The 25991-nt window shown below is 45.4% G+C and carries 31 protein-coding genes; 5 read left to right on the top strand and 26 right to left on the bottom strand.

All coding sequences use genetic code 11. From position 1 onward, the window contains the following. Nucleotides 1-7 precede the first annotated feature (7 nt). The 15 genes from SCACP_RS04795 to SCACP_RS04725 all read right to left on the bottom strand — a co-directional run bounded on the left by SCACP_RS04795 (nucleotide 8) and on the right by SCACP_RS04725 (nucleotide 12964). Nucleotides 8-1156, bottom strand: coding sequence for an N-acetylmuramoyl-L-alanine amidase family protein (locus SCACP_RS04795; RefSeq protein WP_425061328.1), 1149 nt, complete (start codon nucleotides 1154-1156; stop codon nucleotides 8-10). 114 nt (nucleotides 1157-1270) lie between these two features. After that, nucleotides 1271-1507 carry a DUF3006 domain-containing protein gene (locus SCACP_RS04790; protein ID WP_425060259.1) on the bottom strand — a complete coding sequence of 79 codons (237 nt, stop codon included), beginning with the start codon at nucleotides 1505-1507 and terminating at the stop codon, nucleotides 1271-1273. Nucleotides 1508-1513: 6 nt separating this feature from the next. Further along, a complete protein-coding gene (locus SCACP_RS04785; protein WP_425060258.1) occupies nucleotides 1514-2428 on the bottom strand; it encodes a ComEC/Rec2 family competence protein in 915 nt (304 codons plus the stop codon). 123 nt (nucleotides 2429-2551) lie between these two features. After that, on the bottom strand, nucleotides 2552-2902 hold the full coding sequence (locus tag SCACP_RS04780) for a type II toxin-antitoxin system PemK/MazF family toxin (protein ID WP_425060257.1): 351 nt from the start codon (nucleotides 2900-2902) through the stop codon (nucleotides 2552-2554). A 2-nt stretch (nucleotides 2903-2904) separates the two neighbouring features. Beyond that, the gene (locus SCACP_RS04775; RefSeq protein ID WP_425060256.1) at nucleotides 2905-3180 is read right to left on the bottom strand and encodes a CopG family ribbon-helix-helix protein; all 276 of its coding nucleotides are present in this window, start codon (nucleotides 3178-3180) and stop codon (nucleotides 2905-2907) included. An 87-nt stretch (nucleotides 3181-3267) separates the two neighbouring features. Further along, a complete protein-coding gene (locus SCACP_RS04770) occupies nucleotides 3268-4818 on the bottom strand; it encodes an NAD(P)H-hydrate dehydratase (protein WP_425060255.1) in 1551 nt (516 codons plus the stop codon). After that, a complete protein-coding gene (locus tag SCACP_RS04765) occupies nucleotides 4796-5197 on the bottom strand; it encodes a holo-ACP synthase (protein WP_425060254.1) in 402 nt (133 codons plus the stop codon). The genes SCACP_RS04770 and SCACP_RS04765 overlap by 23 nt, the downstream gene beginning before the upstream one ends. A gap of 157 nt (nucleotides 5198-5354) precedes the next feature. Next, nucleotides 5355-6125: a flagellar motor protein MotB gene (locus SCACP_RS04760; protein WP_425060253.1), complete on the bottom strand. Its 771-nt coding sequence runs from the start codon at nucleotides 6123-6125 to the stop codon at nucleotides 5355-5357. Further along, nucleotides 6125-6910 (bottom strand): flagellar motor stator protein MotA, encoded by a 786-nt coding sequence (gene motA, locus SCACP_RS04755; protein ID WP_425060252.1) that lies wholly within the window; start codon nucleotides 6908-6910, stop codon nucleotides 6125-6127. Before motA ends, SCACP_RS04760 begins: the two co-directional genes overlap by 1 nt. 169 nt (nucleotides 6911-7079) lie before the next feature. Further along, the gene (gene splB, locus SCACP_RS04750; protein WP_425060251.1) at nucleotides 7080-8105 is read right to left on the bottom strand and encodes a spore photoproduct lyase; all 1026 of its coding nucleotides are present in this window, start codon (nucleotides 8103-8105) and stop codon (nucleotides 7080-7082) included. A gap of 65 nt (nucleotides 8106-8170) precedes the next feature. Further along, nucleotides 8171-9853, bottom strand: a complete 1683-nt coding sequence (locus tag SCACP_RS04745) for an FAD-dependent oxidoreductase (RefSeq protein ID WP_425060250.1) — start codon at nucleotides 9851-9853, stop codon at nucleotides 8171-8173. Between the two features lie 87 nt (nucleotides 9854-9940). Further along, nucleotides 9941-10456, bottom strand: coding sequence for a ferritin (locus tag SCACP_RS04740; RefSeq protein WP_425060249.1), 516 nt, complete (start codon nucleotides 10454-10456; stop codon nucleotides 9941-9943). A gap of 143 nt (nucleotides 10457-10599) precedes the next feature. After that, entirely contained in the window at nucleotides 10600-12510 is a 1911-nt protein-coding gene (locus SCACP_RS04735) for a thioredoxin domain-containing protein (protein ID WP_425060248.1), read from the bottom strand. Between the two features lie 65 nt (nucleotides 12511-12575). Then, entirely contained in the window at nucleotides 12576-12764 is a 189-nt protein-coding gene (locus SCACP_RS04730) for a DUF255 domain-containing protein (RefSeq protein WP_425060247.1), read from the bottom strand. A gap of 23 nt (nucleotides 12765-12787) precedes the next feature. Further along, on the bottom strand, nucleotides 12788-12964 hold the full coding sequence (locus SCACP_RS04725) for a hypothetical protein (protein WP_425060246.1): 177 nt from the start codon (nucleotides 12962-12964) through the stop codon (nucleotides 12788-12790). A 191-nt stretch (nucleotides 12965-13155) separates the two neighbouring features. On the opposite strand from SCACP_RS04725, the gene SCACP_RS04720 reads away from it, so the two are divergent. The 3 genes from SCACP_RS04720 to SCACP_RS04710 all read left to right on the top strand — a co-directional run bounded on the left by SCACP_RS04720 (nucleotide 13156) and on the right by SCACP_RS04710 (nucleotide 14874). Beyond that, a complete protein-coding gene (locus SCACP_RS04720) occupies nucleotides 13156-13512 on the top strand; it encodes a carboxymuconolactone decarboxylase family protein (protein WP_425060245.1) in 357 nt (118 codons plus the stop codon). An 85-nt stretch (nucleotides 13513-13597) separates the two neighbouring features. After that, entirely contained in the window at nucleotides 13598-14614 is a 1017-nt protein-coding gene (locus SCACP_RS04715) for an FAD-dependent oxidoreductase (RefSeq protein WP_425060244.1), read from the top strand. After that, entirely contained in the window at nucleotides 14605-14874 is a 270-nt protein-coding gene (locus tag SCACP_RS04710) for a lipoyl protein ligase domain-containing protein (protein WP_425060243.1), read from the top strand. Before SCACP_RS04715 ends, SCACP_RS04710 begins: the two co-directional genes overlap by 10 nt. Before the next feature lie 166 nt (nucleotides 14875-15040). On the opposite strand, the gene SCACP_RS04705 is transcribed toward SCACP_RS04710, so the two are convergent. From SCACP_RS04705 to SCACP_RS04690, 4 genes are all read right to left on the bottom strand, one after another. Further along, the gene (locus SCACP_RS04705; RefSeq protein ID WP_425060242.1) at nucleotides 15041-15307 is read right to left on the bottom strand and encodes a transposase; all 267 of its coding nucleotides are present in this window, start codon (nucleotides 15305-15307) and stop codon (nucleotides 15041-15043) included. Between the two features lie 555 nt (nucleotides 15308-15862). Then, a complete protein-coding gene (locus SCACP_RS04700; RefSeq protein WP_425060241.1) occupies nucleotides 15863-16051 on the bottom strand; it encodes a DUF255 domain-containing protein in 189 nt (62 codons plus the stop codon). A 232-nt stretch (nucleotides 16052-16283) separates the two neighbouring features. Next, nucleotides 16284-16844 carry a flavodoxin family protein gene (locus SCACP_RS04695; RefSeq protein ID WP_425060240.1) on the bottom strand — a complete coding sequence of 187 codons (561 nt, stop codon included), beginning with the start codon at nucleotides 16842-16844 and terminating at the stop codon, nucleotides 16284-16286. Between the two features lie 106 nt (nucleotides 16845-16950). Then, on the bottom strand, nucleotides 16951-17397 hold the full coding sequence (locus SCACP_RS04690; RefSeq protein WP_425060239.1) for a MerR family transcriptional regulator: 447 nt from the start codon (nucleotides 17395-17397) through the stop codon (nucleotides 16951-16953). A 229-nt stretch (nucleotides 17398-17626) separates the two neighbouring features. Here SCACP_RS04690 and SCACP_RS04685 point away from each other — a divergent pair, with 229 nt between their 5' ends. Further along, the gene (locus SCACP_RS04685; protein WP_425060238.1) at nucleotides 17627-18118 is read left to right on the top strand and encodes a GNAT family N-acetyltransferase; all 492 of its coding nucleotides are present in this window, start codon (nucleotides 17627-17629) and stop codon (nucleotides 18116-18118) included. Between the two features lie 167 nt (nucleotides 18119-18285). On the opposite strand, the gene SCACP_RS04680 is transcribed toward SCACP_RS04685, so the two are convergent. The 5 genes from SCACP_RS04680 to SCACP_RS04660 all read right to left on the bottom strand — a co-directional run bounded on the left by SCACP_RS04680 (nucleotide 18286) and on the right by SCACP_RS04660 (nucleotide 24259). Next, entirely contained in the window at nucleotides 18286-20772 is a 2487-nt protein-coding gene (locus SCACP_RS04680; protein WP_425060237.1) for a heavy metal translocating P-type ATPase, read from the bottom strand. Between the two features lie 11 nt (nucleotides 20773-20783). Beyond that, nucleotides 20784-21152, bottom strand: a complete 369-nt coding sequence (locus tag SCACP_RS04675; protein ID WP_425060236.1) for an ArsR/SmtB family transcription factor — start codon at nucleotides 21150-21152, stop codon at nucleotides 20784-20786. Between the two features lie 447 nt (nucleotides 21153-21599). Next, nucleotides 21600-22439, bottom strand: a complete 840-nt coding sequence (locus SCACP_RS04670) for a Cof-type HAD-IIB family hydrolase (protein WP_425060235.1) — start codon at nucleotides 22437-22439, stop codon at nucleotides 21600-21602. 47 nt (nucleotides 22440-22486) lie between these two features. Further along, nucleotides 22487-23662: an amidohydrolase gene (locus SCACP_RS04665; protein WP_425060234.1), complete on the bottom strand. Its 1176-nt coding sequence runs from the start codon at nucleotides 23660-23662 to the stop codon at nucleotides 22487-22489. Nucleotides 23663-24019: 357 nt separating this feature from the next. After that, a complete protein-coding gene (locus SCACP_RS04660; protein WP_425060233.1) occupies nucleotides 24020-24259 on the bottom strand; it encodes a hypothetical protein in 240 nt (79 codons plus the stop codon). A 390-nt stretch (nucleotides 24260-24649) separates the two neighbouring features. Here SCACP_RS04660 and pdxK point away from each other — a divergent pair, with 390 nt between their 5' ends. After that, on the top strand, nucleotides 24650-25459 hold the full coding sequence (gene pdxK / locus SCACP_RS04655; protein ID WP_425060232.1) for a pyridoxine/pyridoxal/pyridoxamine kinase: 810 nt from the start codon (nucleotides 24650-24652) through the stop codon (nucleotides 25457-25459). A gap of 124 nt (nucleotides 25460-25583) precedes the next feature. Here the strand turns inward: pdxK and SCACP_RS04650 are convergent, their stop codons facing one another. Both SCACP_RS04650 and SCACP_RS04645 read right to left on the bottom strand, forming a co-directional pair. Then, nucleotides 25584-25781 (bottom strand): hypothetical protein, encoded by a 198-nt coding sequence (locus tag SCACP_RS04650; protein WP_425060231.1) that lies wholly within the window; start codon nucleotides 25779-25781, stop codon nucleotides 25584-25586. A gap of 9 nt (nucleotides 25782-25790) precedes the next feature. Continuing rightward, the gene (locus tag SCACP_RS04645) at nucleotides 25791-25967 is read right to left on the bottom strand and encodes a hypothetical protein (protein ID WP_425061327.1); all 177 of its coding nucleotides are present in this window, start codon (nucleotides 25965-25967) and stop codon (nucleotides 25791-25793) included. Nucleotides 25968-25991: the final 24 nt, after the last annotated feature.

The raw sequence follows: 25991 nt of genomic DNA, 5'->3' as shown, positions 1-25991 counted from the left end.
CACCTCTTTAGTTTAGCTTAGCGGCTTGGTCAAAAAACCGTTCCAAGCCCCGTACTATTCCCAGAGACATTTTTTGCTGAAACTCAGGTGAGCTTAAGAGTTTTTCTTCATCAGGGTTAGAGATGAACGCCAATTCAACAAGCGCCGCCGGCATACGGGTCCGCTTAATTACATAGAAGTTAGCCGGATTAGCACGGCGGTCCTGAAGTTTTCCGGCTTCAATCAGGCCTGTCTGTAACGCTCTGGCCAGCATGGCATCATACCGGGTTTTCTGATAATAATAAGTGGCTGTGCCGCCGACAGCGCGATCAGTAAATGAATTAGCATGAATGCTTATGAACACATCAGCCTTGCGGCTATCCGCTACAGTCGTCCGCGCTTTGAGCTCGTCCACTGCTGTTGCATTAGGGCCGTACACATCACGGTCGTCTTGACGGGTCATAATCACTCTGGCTCCTGCTTTTTCAAGCAAATTTTTCACATTTTGGGCCACAGCCAATGTTGCTGTTTTTTCCTGATACCCGCTTGGCCCGATAGCACCGGGATCACTGCCACCATGACCGGGGTCAATGGCGATAACTTTGTTTTTCAAGCCGGGAGTAAAGGAAAAATCAAACACCGGCGCCGGCTTATTAATATCAACCACTACCCGGAAAGGTTTGTTAGCTTGGGCATCACTGCGTAAAGTAAATACACGGTAATCGCCGTCTTCAAGCATAACCGGCAGATCAACGATCACCTGGGTGTCTTGACCGCTGGTATCAAAAGTAACTTTTTCGGCAATCTTTCCGTCAAAATTAATGTTTTCAACGGATTTTCCCGGCGTTGTACCTTTAATCGTTACCACTAGACGCGGCGTTGGCGTGGCAACAACCACTCCGCTGGCTTCAACAGGGCCGCCGGATACATCCATAACCAACCTAAGCTTAGCCGCCCCGGTAACAGCTTCGGTATGGTTAGCCCACCGTACTTTACTGAGTTCCAGAAGCTGATTCGCTCCCGCAGACTCAGTTGACTGCCCGGAGTTTATCTGCGGCAGATCAATCACAGGCTTAGCCTGAGGCGCAGCAGGAGCTGGAGCGGCATAAACGCCTGACCAAGCGGAAATGAGCAGGGTCAACACTAGAAACAAAACTATCTTGCGCAATAAAGGCACCTCCAACCGCGAAGTGTCTTTATATAGTTTCGTTTTTTTTGTCAAAATTCCTGCAGGACTGAAGTCGGAAATAATTAAAAAACAAAACATATGCGACATATTTGGAAAATATTCCTATGATTTAGCGTTTTCTCCATTATTACGTCGAACAATTTGCTCAAACAGCGCATCAACATCAGCCTGCGCCTGTTGGGTAGCGGCTACATCAACCGTTATCTGTATAGCTAAAATGTCGCCTTCTTTGGCTTCCGGCAGCAGTTGTTTAGGCCAAGCCACACCAATTTCCTGATCGCCGACCAACAATACGGCTTTACTGCCTTCAAAACGGTCAATAACAGCTTTGATATTCATGGCTAATTATCGCTCCTTAGTAACTGCATAAGTTTTTCCATCGCTAGTAACAGTCAACGTACCGTCAGTGTCGGTGCGATAGACCGTTATCTTCTTATCTTTGTATTTTTTGAGAGTGGACGGGTGAGGGTGGTGATAATCATTATTGACTCCCACTGAAATCAATGCAGCTTCCGGGCTAACCGCCTGAAGGAACGGCAGTGACGAGGATGTCCGGCTGCCATGGTGGCCACTCTTTAACAGCGTGCTTTTGAGGATAGCCGCATCCTTTTTGAGCATCCTGTCCTCGGCTTCCTGCTCGGCGTCACCGGTCAACAGCAAAGAAAAACTGTGATAAACCAGTTTGGCGACAATAGAGTTATTATTTAAGTCAGATTCCGTGCCACTGATAAATGGCTGTTCAGGCGCCAGAACTTTAAGCACCGCCTCGCCGCCCAGATCTATTGTCATGCCGGCGGTAACCACTGTGAACGGAATCTTCCTTTTCTGGATTTGCGTTAAATATTGCTTATACACATTTGTTGTCGTTTTCTGGCCACTATCATATACCTCTTTGACAGTAAAGTTATCGAATACTGCCGCCGCGCCGCCGATGTGATCGGCATGCGGGTGAGTGATAATAAGTTTATCAATCGTGGTAATACCCTGGCTTTTCAACATACTGACAAGCTTATCTATGGCCGGAACGTCACCGGTATCAATCAGCGCCACTTGCTCTTTGGTACGGATAAGAATAGAATCCCCCTGCCCCACATCAAACACCTTAACAGTAAGCGGCGCCCCGGCGTTAGCTGCCACAACCGGCGTCTTACCATCGGGATGCAGAGCTTTGCCGGCGCTGCCGCCACAACCGGCTGCCAACAATACAAAAATTAGTCCCGCAATAAAGATGAGGGCCTGCCATTTACTAAACCGGAACATGGTTACATTCCTCTCCTCTTAAAAATATGTACAAAAACTTCAATGATTTTATATAAGCAACTATGATTCTTAAAATTTTCTGACAAACTAAAAATAGGCAGTCTCCCGCCTATACCTAGTAGTTTATAACTGAACTAGACCAATGCTTATTCGAATGGCTTCGTCCACTTTACTCATGATTTCTTCGCTTAAATGCGTTACTTTTTCCCTGAGACGCCGTTTATCAATAGTACGAAGTTGCTCTAACAGAATAACTGAATCTTTTTCAAGATTGTATTGTTTAGCACTTACTTCGACATGTGTGGGCAGCTTAGCCTTGGATATTTGTGAGGTAATCGCAGCAACAATGACTGTCGGACTATACTTGTTACCCACATCATTTTGAATAACAAGCACCGGTCGGTGACCACCCTGCTCTGAGCCTACTACGGGACTTAAATTAGCATAATATATATCCCCGCGTTTGACAATCATTGTTATTCACGCTCCGCCAGCAGGCCAGGCATCAGTTCAAATGTGTCAACATCTGCCATTAACCCTTCTTCCGCTAAGGCCAGGTTGATGACTGCCATCTCCTGATAACCTTTTTTCATCATATCGCGTACAGCCTTTCGCTTGCGTTCTTCAATATATAGACGCATGGCCTCTCGCACAAATTGACTTCTGCTCAATTTGTCCATAGCTATTATGCCATCCACTTCCTGTAATAATGCATTAGGAATGCTGATCATTATCCGCCGTAATTCTGCCACACCATCACCCCCGCCAGTATGGAGCATATCTAAAGATATTATTATTATATAAGTAGTTATATACCACTGTCAACTTTTTTATATACTTTAATAACTCTTTATGCCGTACAAGGCTGCCGGCACGGCTTTAATCAAGTCTGTGGCAGTCATGCCGACCATACCGGCCTGGGCGGCAACATCACCGGCCAAGCCGTGTATATATACTCCGGCCACAGCAGCATCATGACTGGACAGACCCTGAGCAATCAGACCGGCAATTATGCCGGTAAGCGCGTCACCAGTACCGCCGGTAGCCATTCCGGCATTACCGGTAGTATTAATATATACTTCGCCGTCAGGAAAAGCAACTACTGTTCGTGCTCCTTTTAGCACAACAATGCTGCCCCATTCAGCTGCCGCCTGCCGGGCGATATTTATACGGTCAGCATTTACCGCCTGGGAAGAAAGTCCTGTCAACCTTGCCATCTCGCCCGGGTGTGGCGTCAGTACCGGCAAAGCGTTACATTCAGACAGAATATCCGTATAGCCAACCAGTGCATTCAAAGCATCAGCATCAATAACCAACGGACAGTCCGCCGCAGCAATTACCGCTCTTACCGCCGCTGCCGTTTCCTCATGCCGGCCAAGCCCGGGGCCAATGGCCAATACATCACTGGCAGCAGACAGGCCGGCAATGTCCGGCACGGCTTCTTGGCTGATACCGCCTGTTGCCGTTTCCGGCAGCGGTTTTGTCATTACTTCAGTGAGTTTAACCGCCAGTATATCCTGCAGGCTGGCCGGAGCCGCCAAAGTAACCAGACCGGCGCCTGCCCGGAGCGCGCCTTCGGCCGTCATGGCTGCCGCACCGCTAAGACCGCGCGAGCCGGCAACAACGGCCAGCCGTCCGTTCATACCTTTATGGGCTGCCGGACTGCGGCAGGGCAGTATGTCCCTGACAGCACTTGCCATAATAACGTTCTGTTTAATATTTTGTCTGGCAATAACAGCGGTAGGAATGCCAATATCGGCTACGGTAAGTTCACCGGTGTATTCTGCACCAGGATATAAAAAGAGACCAGGCTTAGGCGACCCGAAAGTAACAGTATGGGCCGCTTGTACCGCTGTACCGCAAATCCGCCCGGTGTCAGCGTCAACACCTGATGGAATATCCACAGCCACAACCAGTTTGCCGGCAGCATTGATAATATCAATAATACGTGCCATATCGCCGCTGATTTCGCCGCGAAAACCGGTGCCTAAGAGCGCATCCACCAGACAGTCGGCAAAAGTGGCGGCTAATTTTACCTTATCCCAGTCGCGCTCATTGATAATCTCAATTACATCAATTCCCATCCGGTCAATAATATCAAGATTAATTCGGGCGTCCCCGCTCACGGCAGTTTTTTCTCCCAGCAAAAAAACCTTTACCTTAGCACCTTGATTGACAAGGTGCCTGGCAATAACATAGCCATCACCGCCGTTATTTCCCTTGCCGGCCAATATGCAAAACTTGCGGTCAATGAGCGGCTCAACAACTACCTCTAAGCGCCGTACTACCGCCACCCCGGCGTTTTCCATTAAAACTGCGCCGGGTATACCATAATCATTAATTGCGATACGGTCAATCTCCCGCATCTCATTTGCTGTTGCTGCCTTCACTTTTCAAGCCTCCCTCCAAGACTACCTGGGCTACCGCATATTCCTGGGCATGCGCCAGGGAAATATGGATATTGGTAACCCCCAGCCGGCCGGCTAACCGGGCAAAACTGCCGTGAAGAACAATGGACGGTTTGCCGCCCGGTGTTGTTACAACCTCAATATCTTTGATTTTTCCGGCGGCAAAGCCGCTGCCAAGCGCTTTAGCCACCGCTTCTTTGGCGGCAAACCGCGCAGCAAAGGAAGCGGCTTGCTGCACACCCCGGCTACGGCAATATTTAGCCTCGTCAGCGGTAAACACCCGCTTGACAAATGACTCTTGTTCAATAGCCGCCCCAATACGGCTTATCTCAATAACATCAATACCTATACCGATAATCACGTCTTACACCTGCTACAAATTTACATTATCAATTTCAATTATATACCAAATTTTCAAAAAGCCAAACAAAAGGATTTGTGCTTTGTTAAACTAAAAATGAGGCTGACAATTGCCTCATTTAGCATAAGCACCTCAACTGATTACAATTGGTGTGGAATCAAGGACGATAGTTACGCTGGACAAACACCTCTACCCGCCTGTTAATGGCCCGGCCTTCAGGTGTATCGTTGCTGGCGACCGGCCGGTATTCGCCGTAACCGGTAGCGCTAAACCGTTCAGGTTTAAGCCTCGGTTCCTGAGCCAAAAGAAATCGCATAAAATTCACTGCCCGGCGCGAACTTAGTTCCCAATTGGACGGAAACTCGCGAGTATTGATCGGCATGTTGTCAGTATGTCCGGATACGGTAATTTTCTGTGTAAGCGGAGCCAGCATTTTGGCAATCTGGCTGCCAAAACGGCGCGATTCCGGCCTGAGTTCGGCACTGCCTGAAGAGAACAGCGCAGTATCCTTAATCCGAATCATTAACCCGTCGTCAGTTAACATGGTATTGAAATCACCGCCCAAACCATTGTCGGCAATATACTTATCCAGCATCTTCTTTAATTCGATAAGTTGAGCCGTTTCCTGCATATATTTTTTTTCGTCAACATCGCCCATACTGGTAATTACTGACGGCAATTGCGGAATTGGCGCAGGCGACTGGCTTTCAGGCTGCTGGGACGGCCTAGGGTTATCCAGCAACGCCGGATTGCCGCTAAACGCTATATTGAAAGATGCTTTTATCTGCTCAAGTTTTTTTTGGTCAACCTGGGCAGAGGCAAACAACACAATAAATAACGCTAACAGCAGCGTCAGGAGATCCGAATAAGGAATAAGCCATGTTTCATCAGCATGTTCTTCATGGTGCTCTTTTTTCTTTCTGCTCATTATTTATCCTCCGGCTTAGGCTTTAGTAGCTCCCGGACTCGCTGCGGAATGAATACCAATAACTTAGACTCAATTGCCATCGGTGAATCACCGGCTTGAAGCGACAATATTCCTTCAACCATCATCCGTTTCAGTTCCACTTCTTCTTTGGACATCATTTTTAACTTGTTGGAAAACGGATGCCACAATACATAACCGGTAAATATACCAAGCAGCGTAGCCACAAACGCTGCGGCAATCGAGTGACCTAACATTTCGATATCTTCCAGATTGCCTAACGCGGCAATCAGACCAATTACTGCGCCTAATACCCCCAGTGTAGGCGCATACATACCGGCCTGAGAGAAAATCAGCGCTCCGGTGCGGTGACGTTCTTCCATAGCTTCAATGTCAGCATCCAACACATCCCTGACAAAATCAACATCCATACCATCGATAACCATGCTCATGCCATTTTTTAAAAACGGGTCTTTGATATCTTCCAGTCTGCTCTCCAACGCCAAAATGCCTTCCCGCCGCGCAACTTGCGACAGTTCAACAAATAACCTGAGTAACTCGGCTTTGGAAATATGCTCATCTTGTTTAAACAATTTTTTTACTAATACCGGAAAATTTTTGATTTGAACCAACGGAAAAGCATTAAATAAAGCCGCAGTTGTACCCACTATAATAATCATGAACGCTGCCGGGTTTATAAGAGCGGTCGGGCTAGCCCCCTTAAGCGCCATACCGACAATAACCGCCACAATCCCCAATACGATACCAATAACCGTTGACTTCTCCAATGAAAGCCCTCCCCATAACATTAGGCAAAGTGTTACTATAATATATTCACATATTATATATCGCAATTTCATTAGCAGTAGTTAAGGAAATTCTTTAAACAAAAAAAAAAGTCCTGCCATTCAGCGGCAGGATATGGATAAATTTATTGTAAACAATCACCTTCCCTATTTATACAAAATACTCTATCTTGGCCTGAGAAAAAATACTTGAAAGTTTAAATTCCATGAATTCCTTAATTTCCGCCATTACTTCCGGCTGATAAATGTACTTGCCATAACCAAACTGCCCATATTTATATTTCCGCTCACTTTCTTCCAGCGGCAAGGTCGTTTCGGGGAACAAATCCAAAATATTGCTCTTAGCCCGCTTAGTAAACCGGTGAGAGATAAGTTCAAAAGTCAAATCGCTCCTGGCATCATTAGGCAGTTGTCTGTCCAACGCTTCAAGCAGCTTGCCGTACTCATCCTGCCATCCGGGGAAATAGAAAATCGGCGCAATAATAAACCCAAGCGGATAGCCGGCCTTGGCTACTTTAGCTGCGGCCCCTACCCGTTCTGCCATTGACGAGGTGGCATGTTCATACTTTTCGATGATGGCGGCAGCATTGAGGCTGAACCGAAAGCGCGTGTGGCCATTATGCCTGGCTCTGAGCAGTGTATCCACTTGATCATGTTTGGTAACAAACCGAAACCGTCCCAGTTCATGGCGGCCAAAAAATTCAATTGTCTTAAACAATAAACCGGTAAGATATTCAGTTGGAATTGGATCAGAGGTAGCGGCCCCCTCAAACCAGGTAAGCTCCGGCGCGCGCGCTTTCATGTAACTTTCGGCCTGGCTAAAAATTTCCTCAATGTTTACATATACCCTGATATAAGGCTTTTTGCCTAAAGTAGTTGCCAGGTAGCAATACTCGCACATGCTTGGACAACTGGTATTTAGCGGCAGTTGATAATGAGCTGACGGCTTGCAACTGGCAAAATCAGTACTTTTTCTTACACCAATTGCCATAGTGCGTTTGGCTTCCCGAAAAGCCTCCTGCGGAGTTTTACCAGGTAATCCGGTCACGCGGTTATGCGACCCGGTCAATTTAATCGGCACACCCATGGCTTCTAACTTTCCATACAACTCTTTACCCAACGGATATTCCAGTGCCTGGGGCTCAAAAAAAGCTCGTTTGGGCACAAATAAATTCATGGCGGCAGCATCACCTCTTGAATTATAGTGTAAACCGCCGCCATGACTTTTACGCCACAACTAAATTATTTTTCACAGGCAAAAGGCCAGGCCACAATCCCCCCCTCCATAACCTTTACATTTTCAAATCCGGCGCCTTCCAGAGTACAGGCCGCTTCATAGCCCCGCAAACTAATTTTACAAAAAGCAATAATTTCCTCATCTTTCCCCAGTTCGCCAAGCCGGTTTCTCAACTGCCCCAAGGGGATATTTTTAACGCCCCGGCAGTTGGCAATGCGAATTTGATTATATTCTTCCGGCGACCGCACGTCAAGGAATACAGCCGTCCCCTGGTCCATCTTTTCCTTGGCCGTCAATGCTGAAATTCCTTTAAACTTGCCTGTGAGCTTATTCATAACTGCATTAGCGGCTACGGCCACATTATCAATCGGACTGCTATAAGGCGGCGCATACCCCAGATCTATGTCAAACAAATCATCAATGGTGCCGCCCAGCGTAAGTACGGCAGCCATAACGTCAATGCGCTTGGCAACTTCCCCTTCGCCAAAGGCCTGAGCACCCAGCAGTTTCCTGCTGGCAGCATCAACTACCAGTTTGATGGAGATCGGTTTGGAGCCCGGCATGTAATGAGGCTTATCCGGCCCGGCCACCAGTGCGGTTACATATTCATACCCCAACTCTTTCGCTTCGCGTTCGGTAAGGCCGGTTTTCCCGACATTCAGGTTTAATACTTTAACCACAACTGTATTTAACACGCCGCGAAACTTGATTCGTTTGCCGCTTATGTTTTCACCAATAATCCGCCCGTGTTTATTGGCCGTTGACCCCATAGGCGCAAACACCTTTTTGCCTGAAACAATATTGGTGTTCTCAACACAGTCACCGCCGGCGTAAATATCAGGGTCGCTTGTTTCCATGAATTCATTGACAGCAATCGCACCGGTAGGTCCAATAGCAAGACCGGCTGCTTTGGCCAGTTCGACATTAGGTTTGACGCCAATCGCCAGTATGACAATGTCGGCCGGAATACTGCGCTTGTCGGTAACTACTTCCTTTACCACGCCATTGCCGTTAAACCGCTCGACTTTCTCCCCGGTTAACAACTTAATGCCGTTTTCCGTGGCATATTTGGCCACTGCCCCGGCAATCTCAACATCGAGAAACGCGGGAAATACTTGGTCTTTCATCTCAACAACGGTTACATCAACGCCCCGGGTTTTAAAGGCTTCAGCCATTTCCATGCCAACCAGGCCGGCGCCAATAATTACCGCTGTTTTAATTTCACCACTATCGATCCTGGTACGGACCATTGCAGCATCATCAGGATGCCAAAACTGATGAATACCGCCCAACTCGATACCGGGAAGCGGCGGTTTAACCGGCGTAGCACCGGTGGCAATAACAAGTTTATCATAAGGCAATTCTGCTTCTTCGCCTGTTTCCAGATTCTTTACCGTTACAGTTTTACCTGACCTGTTAATAGCCGTGGCCAGCATGCGCGTACGCACATCAATATCCTTAACGTTTTTAAAAAAACTAGGATTGCGCATAGCGCCTGCCGGCGTCTTCATAAACTCGTTGACATCAGCAATTAGGCCGCCGACATAATAAGGCATGCCGCATGCGCCATAAGAAATGAGTGAGCCTTTTTCCAATACCGTAATTTGGGCTTCCGGGTCTTCCCGCCGTACTTTTGCAGCCGACTTAAGCCCTGCCGCTACCCCACCGATTACCAAGACTTTTTTCATATATTTCCTCCTTCCCCCCGGGAGGGGGTATGTGTTTAAACAAAAGGCCCCATATCCAGGGGCCCTATTGCTTTTCGATTTATAGTGCTATTGAGCCGCAGTTGTTGGCGGTTGGTACGTTCTTTGCGCCAGCTCTTTGTCTAGATAGAACAATCCGGAATTTTTATCGCCAATCATCTTAAGTTGCTCAAGCACCTCGCTAGCCGAAGCTTCTTCTTCCACCTGCTCGGTTACAAACCACTGTAAAAAGATTTGGGCCGCAACGTCTTTTTCTTCGACAGCCACTTCATACAGTTTATTGATTAAGCTGGTAACATGTTGCTCATGTGCCAGAATCTTTTCGAAAACCTCAACAGGTTTTCCAAATTCAGCAGGGGGCGCTTCTATTTCCTTAAGTTCTAATTCGCCACCGCGGTCTAATATATAATCAACAAATTTTAAAACATGCATGGTTTCTTCTTGATACTGCACTCTCAGCCAGTTTGCAAAGCCTTTAAGGTTTTTTGACATGCAGTACCCCGACATGGCCAAGTACAGGTTAGCCGAATACATTTCCGCTTGAATCTGGTCGTTAATTGCCTTTTGCATTTTTGCGCTAATCATTATAGTTTCCCCTTTCTATATAATGCAAGTATAGTGTAACAAATATGCGTAACAAATCTTGTCATGTTACATATATTTTACCAATTTAATGGTAAAATAACAAGCCGTTTTGAAAATTATTTCAAATTAGTGTTTGAAAATATTTACTGTTTGATACTTTGTTTTTTTAGAATTCGCTCAAAGTCTTCAATAGTATGAACAGGCTGCTGACAGGCGAAATTTTCACAAATATAGGCGGTAGCCCGGCCGTCCACAGCTTCCTGTCCGGCTGTTGCCGGCAGCAGTTCCCAGTTCTCAGTCTGGTATACAGGGTCGTTGTAAATTACCGTAGTTTCCGGCATAAAGCTCTGCCCCGCCAGCGTCAGCATGGCCTGAACATTGGGGTCCACCCGGTCTCCGGCAATAACGATATGGATGGGGGGTGACAAATAATAATCAAGTGCCAGCAAGAAGTAGGTGTACGCCCGGGGATAATGAGAGACTTCAGGACTGAACCAGACAAACATATCTTCAACCATGGCTGTAAGCTCATCATTTTCGGTCAAGCGCGCCAGTTTGAGCAAGGCCAATGCCGCCACCGAATTACCGGAAGGCATGGCGCCGTCATAAATTTCCTTCGGGCGTACAAGCAGTTCTTCACCGTCACTGCCGGCAAAGTAAAATCCGCCATGATCATTGTCCCAAAACAGTTGTTTGAGATCTTTACTTAACACCAAGGCTTGACGCAGGTACTTGGGATTAAAAGTCGTTTCATATACCTCAATCAATCCCCAGAGAATGAACGCGTAGTCATCCACATAACCTAAGTAAGCAGCATCGCCATCGCGGTAACGGGCTAAAAGCCGCCGGCCGTCTTCAGCAGTAAGCTTGGCGAAAATGAACTCGATCGCCCGCTCGGCTGCGACGCTGTACTCTTCGCGCCGCAATACCCGGGCTGCTTTGGCCAAAGCAGCAATCATCAACCCGTTCCAAGCAGTAAGAATTTTGTCATCTTTAAAAGGATGCACCCGCTGCTCGCGGACTTTGTACAGTTTCTCCCTGGCCTCGGCCATCTTGGCCTCAAGTTCATTAATGTCAATGGTATGTTTTTCGGCGTAATCATATAAATCATGATCAATAAGATTTAAAATGTTCGTGCCATGTTCAAAATTACCAGCCTGGGTAACACTGTACACATCAGCAAACAATTCGCCAAGCTCCGGTCCCAACACTTCAATAATTTCCTGGCGTGACCAAACATAAAACTTTCCTTCAGCACCTTCTGAGTCAGCGTCTTCGGCTGAATAAAAAGCACCGCCGGGACTAGTCATATCCCGCAATACATATGTAATGATTTCTTCCGCCAGCCGGGCCAAGTCCGGATCGCCGGTACACTGGCAGGCTTCAATAAAAGCGTAACACAAAAGCGCATTATCATAGAGCATTTTTTCAAAATGCGGCGCCAGCCATTTATTGTCAGTTGAGTACCGGGCAAATCCGTAGCCAAGATGATCATATATCCCGCCCCGGCTCATAGCATCAAGAGTTTTAACCACCATGGCGATCGCTTTTTTATCCCCGGTCCGCCGCCAGTACCGCATCAAAAACAACAAATTGTGGGGTGTTGGAAACTTGGGCTTAGGTCCAAACCCGCCGTATGTCGGATCAAAATCATTTAGCAGTTGCGCAAAAGCTCTGTCCAGCGTTGCTTGTGATAGCTGCCCTTTGTTTTGCCTCGCCGGCCGATGTTTTAGCGACCGAGCCAGCTTTTCGCCAATCTCTTCAATCTTGTCCCGATTTTGATCCCACTGCTCTTTAAACATAGATAAAACTTCAAGAAGTCCCGGCCGTCCCCACCGCGCATGCTTAGGCAGATAAGTACCGGCAAAAAAGGGCTTTTTATCCGGCGTCATCACAATAGTCAGCGGCCAACCACCCTGCCCGGTCACAGCCTGGCACACTGCCATGTAAATATGATCGACATCAGGCCTCTCCTCCCGGTCGACCTTAACCGAAACGTAGTAATTATTCAACAAAGCTGCCACTTCTTCATCTTCAAACGACTCTCGCTCCATTACATGGCACCAATGGCATGTTGATTAATAACGCTACCTTTCATTAATTATTCCTGACCCGAAGGTCAGGAATAGCCGATGGACAAAAACACAGCCTTGCTCTCCCGTTGGGCTTTTTGGAAAGCTTCTTCGCCCCACGGAAACCAGTCTACAGGATTATAAGCGTGTTGTAATAAATATGGGCTTTTCTCATATATCAGCCGGTTAGGTTTAGTTTCGCTGCTCTTGGTTTTAGGGTCATAATATGCGGACATCTGGCACACCCCTTTAATTTTTATTACTTATAGATTACCCCCAAGGTTACTTCTGAATTCACTTTGTCATACATTATCTTTTGAACCAAATCGCGCAATGCCTTGTTTTGCATTTTGGCATTCCGTGCCTTTTTCCATTCAGTATTAAATTTTTCAATTTGCGACAGGATTTCCTCCTCCGTTTTCAGGGAAGCCTCCATTTCCTTATATGTTTACTCGTCCTTTGCCATTTTAACTTGAATGGATTTCTTCTGGGCTTGCTTCTCTGTTATCCTCTTTTCAACCATTTCAATCGGAACGTTTCCCCGCTCAAACAGTTCAAAGTTTTTTTGATTTCATCATCAAGTCGGCCAATTAATTCGCGCTGCATTTCGATAACTTGGGAATTACGATGTCCAAAACGCCTCGCGAATTATTGAATGAGTTTATGGCTGGTGTTGGCGAAGTTTCCAATACTCACGGCGAGCAAATCAGCACTTTTATGAATTTTATGGGTTCTGCCTATAAGCCCGGCGCCGTCGATACCAAAACTAAAGAACTCATCAGTGTTGCCATTGGTGCATATAACCGTTGCCAATATTGCATCGTGGCCCATGTTTACAAAGCGCTGGAAGCAGGCGCGACCCGCGACGAAATTATGGAAGCGGCGATGGTTGCCGTGGCGTTTGGTGGCGGCCCTGCACTGGCCTACTCCGTAACCCTTCTCAAGCAGTCGCTTGATGAGTTTGCGCCTGAGTTTGGCAAGTAGGTGAAGGTTACATATGAACAAGGAATGGCTTGGTCCAAAAGGCCAAGTCCTTTTTCCTTATAACGATAGAAAAGAGGGAAAATGCATGATAATCGAGGTAAAAGCAACAAATATAGCACGCGGTAAGACAGGCAAGATCACAAAAATATTAGTAGAAAAGAGCAATGCCGTTAAAGCCGGTGATGCGTTATTTGAAATAGAAACGGCAAAAGGGGTGGCTGCGGTTAAAGCGGGATCAGCCGGGGTAATTACGGAAATCCTTGTTGCCGTAGGGGACGCTGCCAGCGCTGACACTGTGCTGGCCAAGTTGGAAGGAGCGGCGGTTGCTGCGCCCGTGAAAGCGGCAGCAACACCTGCCATTGGGACTTTCGATTATTTCGGCGGCCTGTTAAAACCGGTTAAGAAAGAGTTAGAGGCCGACATAGCCATATTGGGGGGTGGCCCAGGCGGTTATGTGGCGGCAATCCGCGCGGCGCAGCTTGGCGCTAAGACTGTGCTTATTGAGAAGGAAGCGGTTGGCGGTACCTGCTTAAATCGCGGGTGTATACCCACCAAGTGTTTTGCCCGGTCGGCACAAGTTTATAATGACATAAAAAGAGCCGCTGAATTCGGTATTGATGTTGGCGTGCCTGTCGTCCGCATAGCCGATGTGGTAAGACGCAAAAATGCTGTCGTTGAGCAATTGACCGGCGGAGTAAAATTTTTACTGCAAAAGCGTGGCGTGTCTGTTGTGGACGGCGTAGGTAAAATTATCAATGCCAATACCTTAAGTGTTAAAGGCAAGAATACCGAGACAACGGTTAAAGCGAAACATATTATCATTGCCACGGGGTCTAAGCCTGCCATGTTGCCTATTCCCGGTATTGAACACCCTTGCGTAATCAATAGCGACGCTGCTCTAAATCTTGATAAATTGCCGTATTCTATGGCAATCATCGGGGGCGGCGTTATTGGCATGGAATTTGCTTTTATCTTTGCCGCTTTTGGCGTTAAAGTTACTGTAATTGAATACTTTGACCGCTGCCTCAATATCTGCGATGAGGATGTCAGTGAGCTGATTGCTCGCAAGGCGGCGCTTTACATCACGGCACTTTGCTTATAAACACCGATACGACGAAAATGGAGCGCTATCTTACCGTATCTTCTGCTAAAATTGCCAGCAAGGGAATTGCGTCAGTAGCGGCGCGTGTTATCAATCTCGCGGAGTTGGCAAAAGACTTGAGTATATTTACTATGAAAGAAGCCGGAGCAGAGTTTCGAAAAGAGGCGCTTCTTGCCCGGCTTTCATTGCTGCGAGGCTGTAGTGAGTCTGCCAGGGAAATTGAGGATATGGAGTGCTGGTTGAGAAAACAAGAAATATAATACTATTTTTTATGACAGCGATTATTGCCATTTTTTTACTTAAATTTACCTGGAAATATCTATACATACTATAAACGAGCTATAAACGAGCAAATTTACTAACATAATTTTACATATGATAAGTTAGACTTATCCCTATGCAAGTTTAAATCTTGTAAAAACGTCTTTAAGTGGTACGCCAGAGATAGGTAAGAGTAATTAGGACCATTATCCTGTCGATGGCTTGTGCAGAACGAACCTGATATTTGTTAAAGCCAAAGTTTCCTTTGGTCTGGCGGAAAAAGATTTCAAGCGGCCACCGTTGGCTATAGTACTCCAGAATCGTTCTTTTTGATATACCCGTGTAATGGCTTCTTTGCGGATAGCACGCCAGGCATACTCTTGCTTCCACACGCCGTTGCTTAAGAATTTTCCATAGGTCGTACGGTGGCATAAAGTATAACTGAGTGCCGCAATATCGACAACTTTACCACGATATCCGGCTTGAACAGCTGCAATAATAAATTCTTCAATATGCCGGAATACGGATTTTGAAAAATAGAATGCGAAGGAAAGGCTCAATAAAAAATTGCGAACGGCGGAAGTTTCTGCTATGCTATGGTTTAGAGACATCTGAAATTCCTTTCTGGTTGTGGTTTTGGTGTGCAAACTTATTCATAACACAGAAAGGGGTCAGTTGTCTCTATTTTTTTATCACTGGAATTATCTGGGGTTATTTTTGCTCATTTATAGTATAATAGATGTAGTTCAAAGACAAGGAGGATTGCTATCGAATAATAACAGAGGCGGTGATTATATGTCTGAAACTGTATTGATGTGTGCGTGTTGTCCCAGACATAAACAAGAAGATAAGATAAAGGTTATTAAGCTAAACTCGCCTTTCGCTTGAAGCCATAATGAATTTTACTAAAACACTGTACACACAAATGATAGAATTTCAACAGAAGAAGCCGTCAGATTGACGGCTTCTTGCATTAATAGTTTAGCGTTATTGGTTTAGTTGCCACCAATGACACGTACTATAGCCGCAACTAAGGAACACAGGCTTATCTTCGCGCTTTGCTTTTTCAAAGGCCTCCTCGCCCCAAGCGTGCCAATCGATTGGATTGTAAGCATGTTGAAGCAGATAGGGACTCTTCTTATTGATCAGGCGATTGGGGTTACGGTTTTGATCCATGTCCATGACCTTTCGTTACATAGATAGAATGGGCAAAATTAGTCCAGCGTTAACACAACATTTATTCCACCATTACTATCCCAAATAAAAGAAGCTCTAAGCATAATCGCCCAGAGCTTCTTCCTTATGTTTATTTCATTGTAGTTATGTGCCAATATGAAAATTATCTTATTATCCATATACAGTTTACTCCGGCAGATTTTAAACGAAAATGTTACTCTTAGGACAAAGATTACCGGCGTGCCAATTCTTGACCGATATCATAGGCAGTCTGTAAAAGCTGTTTATTTTCACGCACTATCCCGGCGTCCATCAACCTGGTTCCCACTAACGGCTGGGGGCCAGCGGTAAACCCAATGAGTTCCAGCTCTTGGGCAGCAGCCTTGATGGTATCTGCATAAAGAGCGCTATCCGGCTGGTTTTGGGTAAATATCAGGGCAAATTTTTTGCCTTTACCAAGACTGCTACTAAAATCCTGTTTTAGATACCCGTATAGCCGGTCCATGAAGAGAGCGGTTTGAGCCGTAAAGCGGCCAAAGTAAATCGGCGATCCCAAAATAACGCCATCTGCTTCGTCGATAGCGGCAAAGATTTCCGTCAAGTCATCCTTAATAACGCATTTTCCGGCTTTCTTACAGCCGCCGCATGCCTGGCAACCGCGAATGTTCCCCTCATTCAAGTAAAAAATCGCCGTCTCGCTGCCCTGGGCCTTAGCTCCTTCCAAAGCCTTTTGCAACAACACATCCGTATTGCCGTCTTTTCGGGGACTACCAACTAACCCAATAATTTTCATGTCAATCACTCCTTATTGGTAATTTTTCCCTACATATATATCATATATTACTTTAACGTTAACGTCAATATATTAATTAAAAAAAACGCCTGAAAAGTACAGGCAGTTATTCAAGCAATGGCTTTTTATGCACACATTCCGGAGGACATATTTCCAGAGAACAATTTCTACATATTTCGAGACATTGCATAGCTTTTTTTATGTTCAATTGTGATTTTTCCAATTCCGCCAATCGACAATTAATTTGGCGTAATTCCTCCTCCAACAATTGATAGATTGTTCTAATCTTTTCTTCCTTACTTTGAGTCAAATCAATTCCTTCCAGCAACTTGCGGATTTCTTCTAAAGAAAAATCCAGATCTTTAAATCGTTTAATGAACATTAAACGCAGCAAATCATTTTCCGTATATAGCCGGAAACCGCCGGAACTTGTTTCAGACGGCGTCAACAAACCCAGTTCCTCATAATACCGGATTGTGCGTACAGTAACCTTCGCTCGATTGGCAATATCGCCAATTTTGAGCAAACCTTTTTTATTACCTTCCGCTGCCATACCAAATCACATCCAACAAGATTTAAGCTTATTCTGCCGGTAAATTACTCATAAATATCATATCACAACTATTCCTGATAAAATAGCTCCTAAAGACAACATTATATCGGTAAAGCAATATATCAACGCAGCGCCTCTGTGCTTTGGTTGTAATAATAGCGATCCATGATATAATGAATATTAATGCTAAAATCTGTAATACTTGAATTATGCAATGGGAGGATATCGTATGAAGGAAGTAACGATACGAGGAGTTCGGCCGGAAGATTTGGATCGTATAGCTGAAATAGAGGCAATCTGTTTTCCTGCCACAGAAGCAGCACCGAGGGAAGCATTCAAGGAGAGAATTGCGGCTTTCCCTGAATCTTTCCTGGTAGCCGAAGCAGATGGAATTGTGATTGGGTTTATCAACGGCTGTGTCACCAACAGTCCTGTTATTTATGATGAGTTATTTCATAGTACGCAGCATCATATACCGGATGGTAAGAACTTAACCGTTTTTGGTCTGAACGTAATCCCGGAATACCGTAGACAGGGAATTGCGGCTCAGTTAATGAATCATTTTATTCAACTAGCCAAAAATACCGGTCGAAACAGCGTCATTCTGACCTGTAAGGATCGGTTGGTCCATTACTATGAGTCATTTGGTTATGTAAATAACGGAATCTCAAAATCAACGCACGGTGGAGCTCAGTGGTTTGATATGACGCTTACTCTCTGATATAAATATTGTGAAATAATTTCTCCTACCGGGAAGATTGCTGGATCTAAGCAGCGGAATCCTCGTCCGGGAAATATACCTCTTTGCACTAAAGCCCCCCCCCCGCAATTTTGCGGGGGGTCCTTTTTCATACTCTATTTGCATCCACAATTGATCGCCTGAACATGTTACCTGAGCCTGCGCATTAAGCGCATTCCGTTCAGGGTTACCAGTATGGAAGAACCCATATCGGCAAATACCGCCAGCCATAAGTTCACATAGCCGGCAAAAGTGAGGATGACGAAAACAATTTTGACTAAGATGGCAAAAGCGATGTTTTGTTTAATAACCGCTACAGTTTTACGGCTAAGTCTGATCAGGTATGCCAGTTTTTCGAGGTCATCAGACATTAGGGCAATATCTGCCGTTTCCAGCGCCGTATCCGACCCTGCTACCCCCATCGCTATACCTACATTGGCAGCAGCTAATGCCGGAGCGTCGTTTACTCCATCCCCGACCATGGCTACACTGCCATAATCTCTAATTAAGTTTTTCACTGCGTTTACTTTATCTTCAGGCAGCAACTCACTATAGACCGTGTCAAGTTCCAGTTTTTCGGCGATAGCACCAGCTACGCGGCTGTTATCGCCTGTAAGCATCGCAACGTGTTTCATTCCCGCCTCGCGCAACGCCTGAACAGCAGTAAAGCTGTTATCGCGGATAGTATCGGCGACAGCTATCATCCCCATAATCGCTTCTTTGGTTCCCATCAGCATTACTGTTTTACCTTGTTGCTCAAGTACCGCCATATCCTGCTCGTATTGCGATAGTCCAAAGCCCAGCTCTTCAAACAAACGCAGGTTGCCGATATACACCGTTTTGCCGTCAACATCTGCTTGCGCACCGCGACCAACTAATGCCTTGAAATTCGCTATCGACTTCAGAGCAAGACTTTTTGCCTTTTCCACTATAGCAACTGCCAAAGGATGTTCGGACAGTTTTTCAACCGAGGCAGCGGTAGTTAAGAAATCCAGCTCGCTAGTGCCATCCACCGGAATAATATCGGTGACAACCGGGCGGCCATAGGTTAACGTGCCGGTCTTATCAAACGCAATGGATTGGATTGCCCCCATCTGTTCAAGATAGGCCCCGCCTTTTATTAAAACACCGTTTCTGGATGAATTGCCGATAGCGGACACGATAGAAACAGGCGTGGAAATTACTAAGGCACAAGGGCAAGAGATGACCAGAAGAACAAGCCCTTTGTAAAACCAGGTAGCGAATGGCTGATTAAAGAGTAGCCAAGGAAGAACCATAACCCCGATAGCGGCAATGAGAACCGCCGGCGTATAGTATTTCGAGAAAACGTCAACAAAGTGTTGTGAAGGGGCCTTTTGTGCCTGTGCCTCTTCCACTAAGTGCATGATTTTAGCCAGGGTTGAATCTGCAGCTATTTTAGTTACTTCAATCTCCAGAGCACCATGCTCGTTAACAGTACCTGCGTATACAGTATCACCGACAGCTTTCTCGACAGGAATAGATTCGCCAGTGATGGTAGCCTGGTTTACTGCCGACATCCCCTTTTTTACAACACCATCCATCGCGATTCGCTCACCGGGTTTCACGATGATGATATCGCCGATAACAATCTCGTCAACAGGCAACCTTTGCTCTTGATTCCCCCGCCGCACCAATGCTTCATGTGGAGCCAACTCCATCAAAGCCCGGATGGACTGGCGAGTTTTATCCATTGTGTAAGTTTGAAGCGTATTGCCAAAGGAGAAAAGAAAGGCCACTGTAGCGCCTTCGCTCCATTCGCCAATAGCTGCCGCACCAATTACCGCTGCAGTCATAAGGAAGTTCATATCAAAGCTTAAAGCACGCAAACCATAAAGACCACTTTTAGCTGTATGATAACCACCGGTAATCGCTGTCACAATATATAATGGAATAATCACATCATCATGAACACCTAACCATTCCATTACTGTGGCCACTGCCAGCAGTAAACCGGACACAACGGTCGCTTGGGTTCGCTTATTGGTCCACCAGGCAGGTTTACTGTTTGCCGGCCGAGGCCCCTTGCTTTCACGTTCAATGTTATATCCCGCTTGCTCTATAGCCTTGATAATATCATCTTCGCTTATAGTATGTTCTACTATAATTTTACCTGCAGCGAAATTTACCTGTGCAGAACTAACCCCGGCCATGGCAAGAATCATTTTTTCCAGCTTGGCCGCACAGTCAGCGCAATCAAGGCCGGAGACCTTAAAGACCGCATTACGAATACCTGGATGTCCTGACGCAGCTTTTACCAGTTTTGCCGAATAGCCAAAGCCACTAACAGCTTTAGCTATATCCTCGGAATCCAACATACTGCTATTATAGGTGACTTTCATTTTGGCGGACGCAAAATTTACTTGGGCATTGACTACACCCTTGATTTTCTTTATTCCATTTTCCAATTTGGCGGCGCAATCGCCGCAGTCCAAACCTTCAATATCATAGTTGTTGGTAACTGTATCAGCTCCATCTCCGGAGGAGCGATCCGCCTTTTCCATGCGGCCCCCGCAGGCTGGAACTGCAGCCGATACTACGGCTTCGCTAGAGCAGCACCCGCACTCACAACTATTCTTTTTCTTTATTCCTTTGCGGAAAGAATATTTTTTCGCCATTTTACGGCCTCCTATCTGTGCCTAATATGCTCCAGGCATTGAGAGAGCAGTAACCCAATATGCTCATCATCAAGTGAATACCACGCCATCTTGCCTTCCTTACGGTACTTTACCAAGCGGGCACTTCTCAATAAGCGGAGTTGGTGAGAAACTGCCGACTGCCCCATGTCAACAACGGCCGCTAAATCGCAGACACAAAGTTCTCTTTTGGATAACGCGTCCAATATCTTCACTCTGGTTGTATCACCCAGCAACTTGAAGACATCAGCGACCTGCTGAGCTTCTGCATCAGGAATAGCTTCCTTTTTCGCTACACATATCAATTGAGGATGTTCACACAGTTGCTCGCAGGTATCAATAGTACAATCAGCATCATACATTATATCACACCACCAATATATGAACATGTATTCATATGTATTATACGTCATATTGTCGAAAAAGTATATATATGAAATCCCTAGGCGTGTTGTTAGTAACGCTCCACCGCTGGCGCTTGACTTACGCTTATACTAACAACACGCCTGTACATCTTTATTGGATACTATATAGTTTTTATTTAGGCTTCAGAAAACAAATTCATAGCCCCCGCGGTCACGTCTTCCTGAAGAAACGAATATTTCCTAGAAATCCTTAAAAGCATTCAAAGTGCCATGGCGGATTTCATCATCCTGATATAATCCACTGAGATTGCAAATCCCGTAAAACTATAGCCGGATATATAACAAGACCTTGAAACAAGAAGTTTCAAGGTCTTAAAATTAGTGCTTTCGGCAATGCCGTATTTAAGCGCTAAAAACATGGCAAGCGGGCGGGTTTACCTCTCTTTAAAATTCGTTTTCTAAAACAAACCTATTTATAGCGTTGGCTACCCCGTCATTGTCATTAGAATCTGTTATGTAATCAGCTTTTTGTTTCACAATATCCAAAGCATTTCCCATAGCAATACCCAGACCGGCATATTCGATCATAGATAAATCGTTTTCACTGTCGCCTATGGTCATTATCTCTTCCCGCTTCAGATTATAAAGCGATGCCAACATTGCTACTGCTTTTCCTTTTGAGACCCCCTTGCGGGTAATTTCAATATTATGTTTTGAAGAATCGACGATTTCCAATTGCTTTATATTCCTTAGTTCATTCCGCAATTCATTAATTAAACCCGCATCTCTATAGATAACTTCGCATTTTACAATATCATCTTTTTCTTTATACAATACTTTTTGCCACTGATGCCAGGAAAAAACATATTCCATATTGAGCTTGTTGCTTCTCCTGCCCAATATTTTAGTTGCAACATAAAAAAGCTTAAACATAATATTTCCATAATAAAACTTATGAGGAGTACAAAAATAAGGCGTTATGTCGTATTTTCGAAATATCTCCAGCAATTCCAGTGATAAACTTTCGCCCAGAACATCCTTGTAAATAACTTTATCATGATCTTTTTCTTTTATGAAAGCTCCGTTTGATGCGATCACCGGGGACTTTACACCAATAAGATTAGAATAATACTCGGCATCAGTATACATTCGTCCGGTGCTTATCACAATATGAACACCCAGCTTATGGGCCTTCAATAGTATTTCTTTCGTTCTTTTTGTAATTTTATGTTTACTATTCAAAAGCGTCCCGTCAACATCAATACAGACTAATTTATACGCCATAATAGCGTCCTTTCTTTAAATAATCAACCAATTTCTGTCCCCATTGTCTATGCGTTGGCGGGAAGCGAAGGCCCCTTCCCCGGTAAAAAATCCATTCTTCCGTCGACCATGACAATCTCAGGACGGGCAGAAATAATCAGCGGGTCTTCACTCCAGACGACCAAATCAGCGTCCATACCGGGAGCAAGGCTGCCAATACGGTCGTCCAGTCCCAAAATCTTTGCGGCATCACAGGTAATCATTTTCAGAGCCTGATTTTTCGGAAGGCCGTATCGGGTAGCCAATCCGGCATATATCGACAGAAAGCAACTGGGAATTACCGGATGATCGCTCATCATGGCAAAGGTAACGCCATGCCGGTATAAAAAGGCGGGTGATTCCATTGTCTTATCTTTTAATTCCAGTTTTGACCTGGTGGATAACGTTGGTCCTAAAATTACGGGAATTTCTTCCTCGGCCAGCATACCCGCCACAAGATAAGCTTCCGTACCATGCTCAATAATAATATCAACATCAAATTCCTTGGCGATTCGTATCGCAGTGACAATGTCGTCTGCTCTGTGAGCGTGAGCCCGCAACGGCATCTCTTTTCGCAAGACTTTGGCTATCGCTTCCAATCCCATATCATATTTAAAATCTTTTTCATCTTGTTTGGTCAGATAATGATGAGCCTTCCAGAATGCCTCCCTGATTAGGGCTGCGGTAGCCATGCGCGAGACAGGCATCTTTTTAAGGTCTGCCCCATAACAGCGCTTAGGATTTTCACCAAAAGCAATTTTTAGTCCGGCATATCGTTTTACCAGCATTTGCTCCACAATTGGTTTCGGCGCGGTTTTAATAATCACGCATTGTCCACCAATGGGGTTGGCACTGCCGGGAGCCACCATAACAGTAGTTACACCGCCGCGGTAGGCCTCCAGGAGACCGAGATCTGCGGGATTAATAGCATCAAGAGTATGCATGCCGGGAGTAACAGGTTCACTACGTTCGTTAACATCTGTACCGGCCCAGCCCATACCTTCACTTTCAACCCCTAAGTGCGTGTGAGCATCAATGAGTCCTGGAGTAATTATCTTACCGGTTACGTCGATAACCTGGCAGCCTGCCGGGATGTCAATATTCTTGCCGACTGCCCATATTTTACCGTTTCGAACCAGAATTGTGCCGCGATCCAGGTTCTTACCGCACATAGTTAGGATTTTCGCACCAATTAACGCAATCATGTCTTTACCTCCCACGATACCCAAGGAACATGCTCCCCACTGCCAACAATTCCAAAGAATTGGCAGTATTCTATTTCTTCAACATGAAAACCTAATCTCCTATGTATTAAATACAAAATTAGTATTTAGTAATAAATAAGCGAGCAAGATTGTCCGTGCTCGCTTATCAACCAAACCACGCATCCCTGAGTAACTTAACTGCAGATTCGATTTTATTGGCGGGGATTTTTGAGAAATATAGGATGATGCGTGATGTGTTTTCCGGTATATTCTCTAAATAATAATCCCGAACAGAAGCGACACGACAACCCTTTTCCAATGCGCGCTCGACTAATTGCTCAACTTTTAGTTCAGACTTTACATTGAGAATCGTATGGGGTCCTGATTCAGTTCCCTCAATATCCACATATTTTTGACAGCATCAAAAAGCAATAATTTTTTTTCGCAATATAATTTACGCAGGCGGCGGATTTGGCGCTCCAGACAGCCATCAGCCATAAATTGGGCCAGTGCAAGTTGTTCAATAGTCGAAGCAGCTTGGTTGTATAATGCTGCATTTTGCTGAAAAACAGCCAGCAACTTTTCCGGCAACACCATGTAGCTAATGCGTATGGACGGCGGTATTACCTTGGATAAAGAGCCTAAATATACTACGGTATCCCCGTTGTCAAGCCCTTTTAGCGCCGGGATCGGGCGGCCAAAATAACGGAATTCGCTGTCATAATCATCCTCAATAATAATACCATTTACGTTCTCCGCCCAATTTAACAGGAATCAAGCATGATTAAATCCATAGCACCCTCCAAAACTGTACCTATCAAAATTATCCATTCTGTATATTTTAAAAGTATCAATTTCATTTTATAATACAGTTATGTTTTTTAAAAGAGATATACACAAATATCCATTACGATGATCTTGTACAGCTTTTTCAGCTAAAATCATACACGGTATATCTAAAACATTCAAACCAAGGGGGATTTACTTATGACAGTATTCAAAGCGCTTGCAGTAGCAGGCTCGGATACGAGCGGCGGTGCAGGACTCCAGGCAGATTTAAAAACATTCCAGGAACTAGGCGTGTATGGCATGACGGCCATTACCGTCATAGTTGCACAAAACCCACACAATAATTGGTCTCATGACATATATCCCTTGCCGCTTGAGGCACTGGAGGCGCAATTGGAGACGGTACTTGGGGGAATTGGTATAGACGCATTGAAAACAGGCATGCTGGCAACTACTGAGGTAATCTCGCTGGTCGCCAAAAAAATTGATCAATATGCTGTTAAAAATGTCGTAATTGATCCGGTTATGGCGTGCAAAGGAACCGACGAAGTACTACACCCCGAATCAGCTGCCGGTATTCGCGAAGTACTGGCCCCCCGCGCCACCATCATAACTCCTAATATTTTCGAAGCCACACAGCTAAGCGGTATTCGTTCCATTCGTTCCATTGAAGACATGAAAGCAGCAGCAGTTGAAATCTACAAATTGGGCCCCAAGAATGTGTTGATAAAAGGCGGGGCAAAACTTGATACTTCTGAAGCTGTAGATATATTGTACGATGGAAAAGAATTTACAGAATTACGCTCCCCGAAGATCAATACAACCTACACTCATGGCGCCGGCTGCACATACGGAGCCGCCATCACGGCCGGACTCGCCAAGGGCTTGCCGGTGCATGAAGCCGTTAATCAGGCCAAAAAATTCATTACCGCCGCCATCCAGGCTGCTTTTGCGCTCAATGCCTTTGTCGGCCCCACTTATCATGCTGCCCACCGCCTGAACAAGTAACAAACTGAAATAGATATGCCTTGAATTCTTTGTCAATCCAGTCTGACATGAGTTCAAGGCATATTTTCGCATCTGCGGCAACTAGGCAGGAAGAGACAGGTTCATTGTCCCCGACACTCATTATTCAAGATACAAACAATGCAGTATTGGCATATAAGCTGGGAACACCGCCCGTATGTAAAAAAAGAACATTATCATCCTTTTTTGAATAACCTTGTCTTGCAAGACCAATCAAACCTTTTCCACGCCAAGTAGATGATAAAGAATTACTTGCCGTTTGCCTCAGGATTATAGCTTCCCAAAACCATTTCGGACAAAACAAGCCGGCATTTCAATCCTTCTTTACTGCAGCCGCCAAAGTCGAACGACAGTGATTGGACTGCACACCACCGCAGGTGATTAACGTATCCGCTCCTTGCGCCAACGCGTCGGCAACCACAAACTCGAGTTTGCGTGTCTTATTGCCACCCCCGGTTAAACCAAGCAAATCATCCCTTTTAATATAAATGTTAGGATCATTGACAGCATGGGA

This window comes from Sporomusaceae bacterium ACPt (genome assembly GCA_041428575.1).
Classification (GTDB): domain Bacteria; phylum Bacillota; class Negativicutes; order Sporomusales; family Sporomusaceae; genus Sporomusa_D; species Sporomusa_D carbonis.
This window is presented reverse-complemented; position numbering and strand designations above follow the sequence as displayed.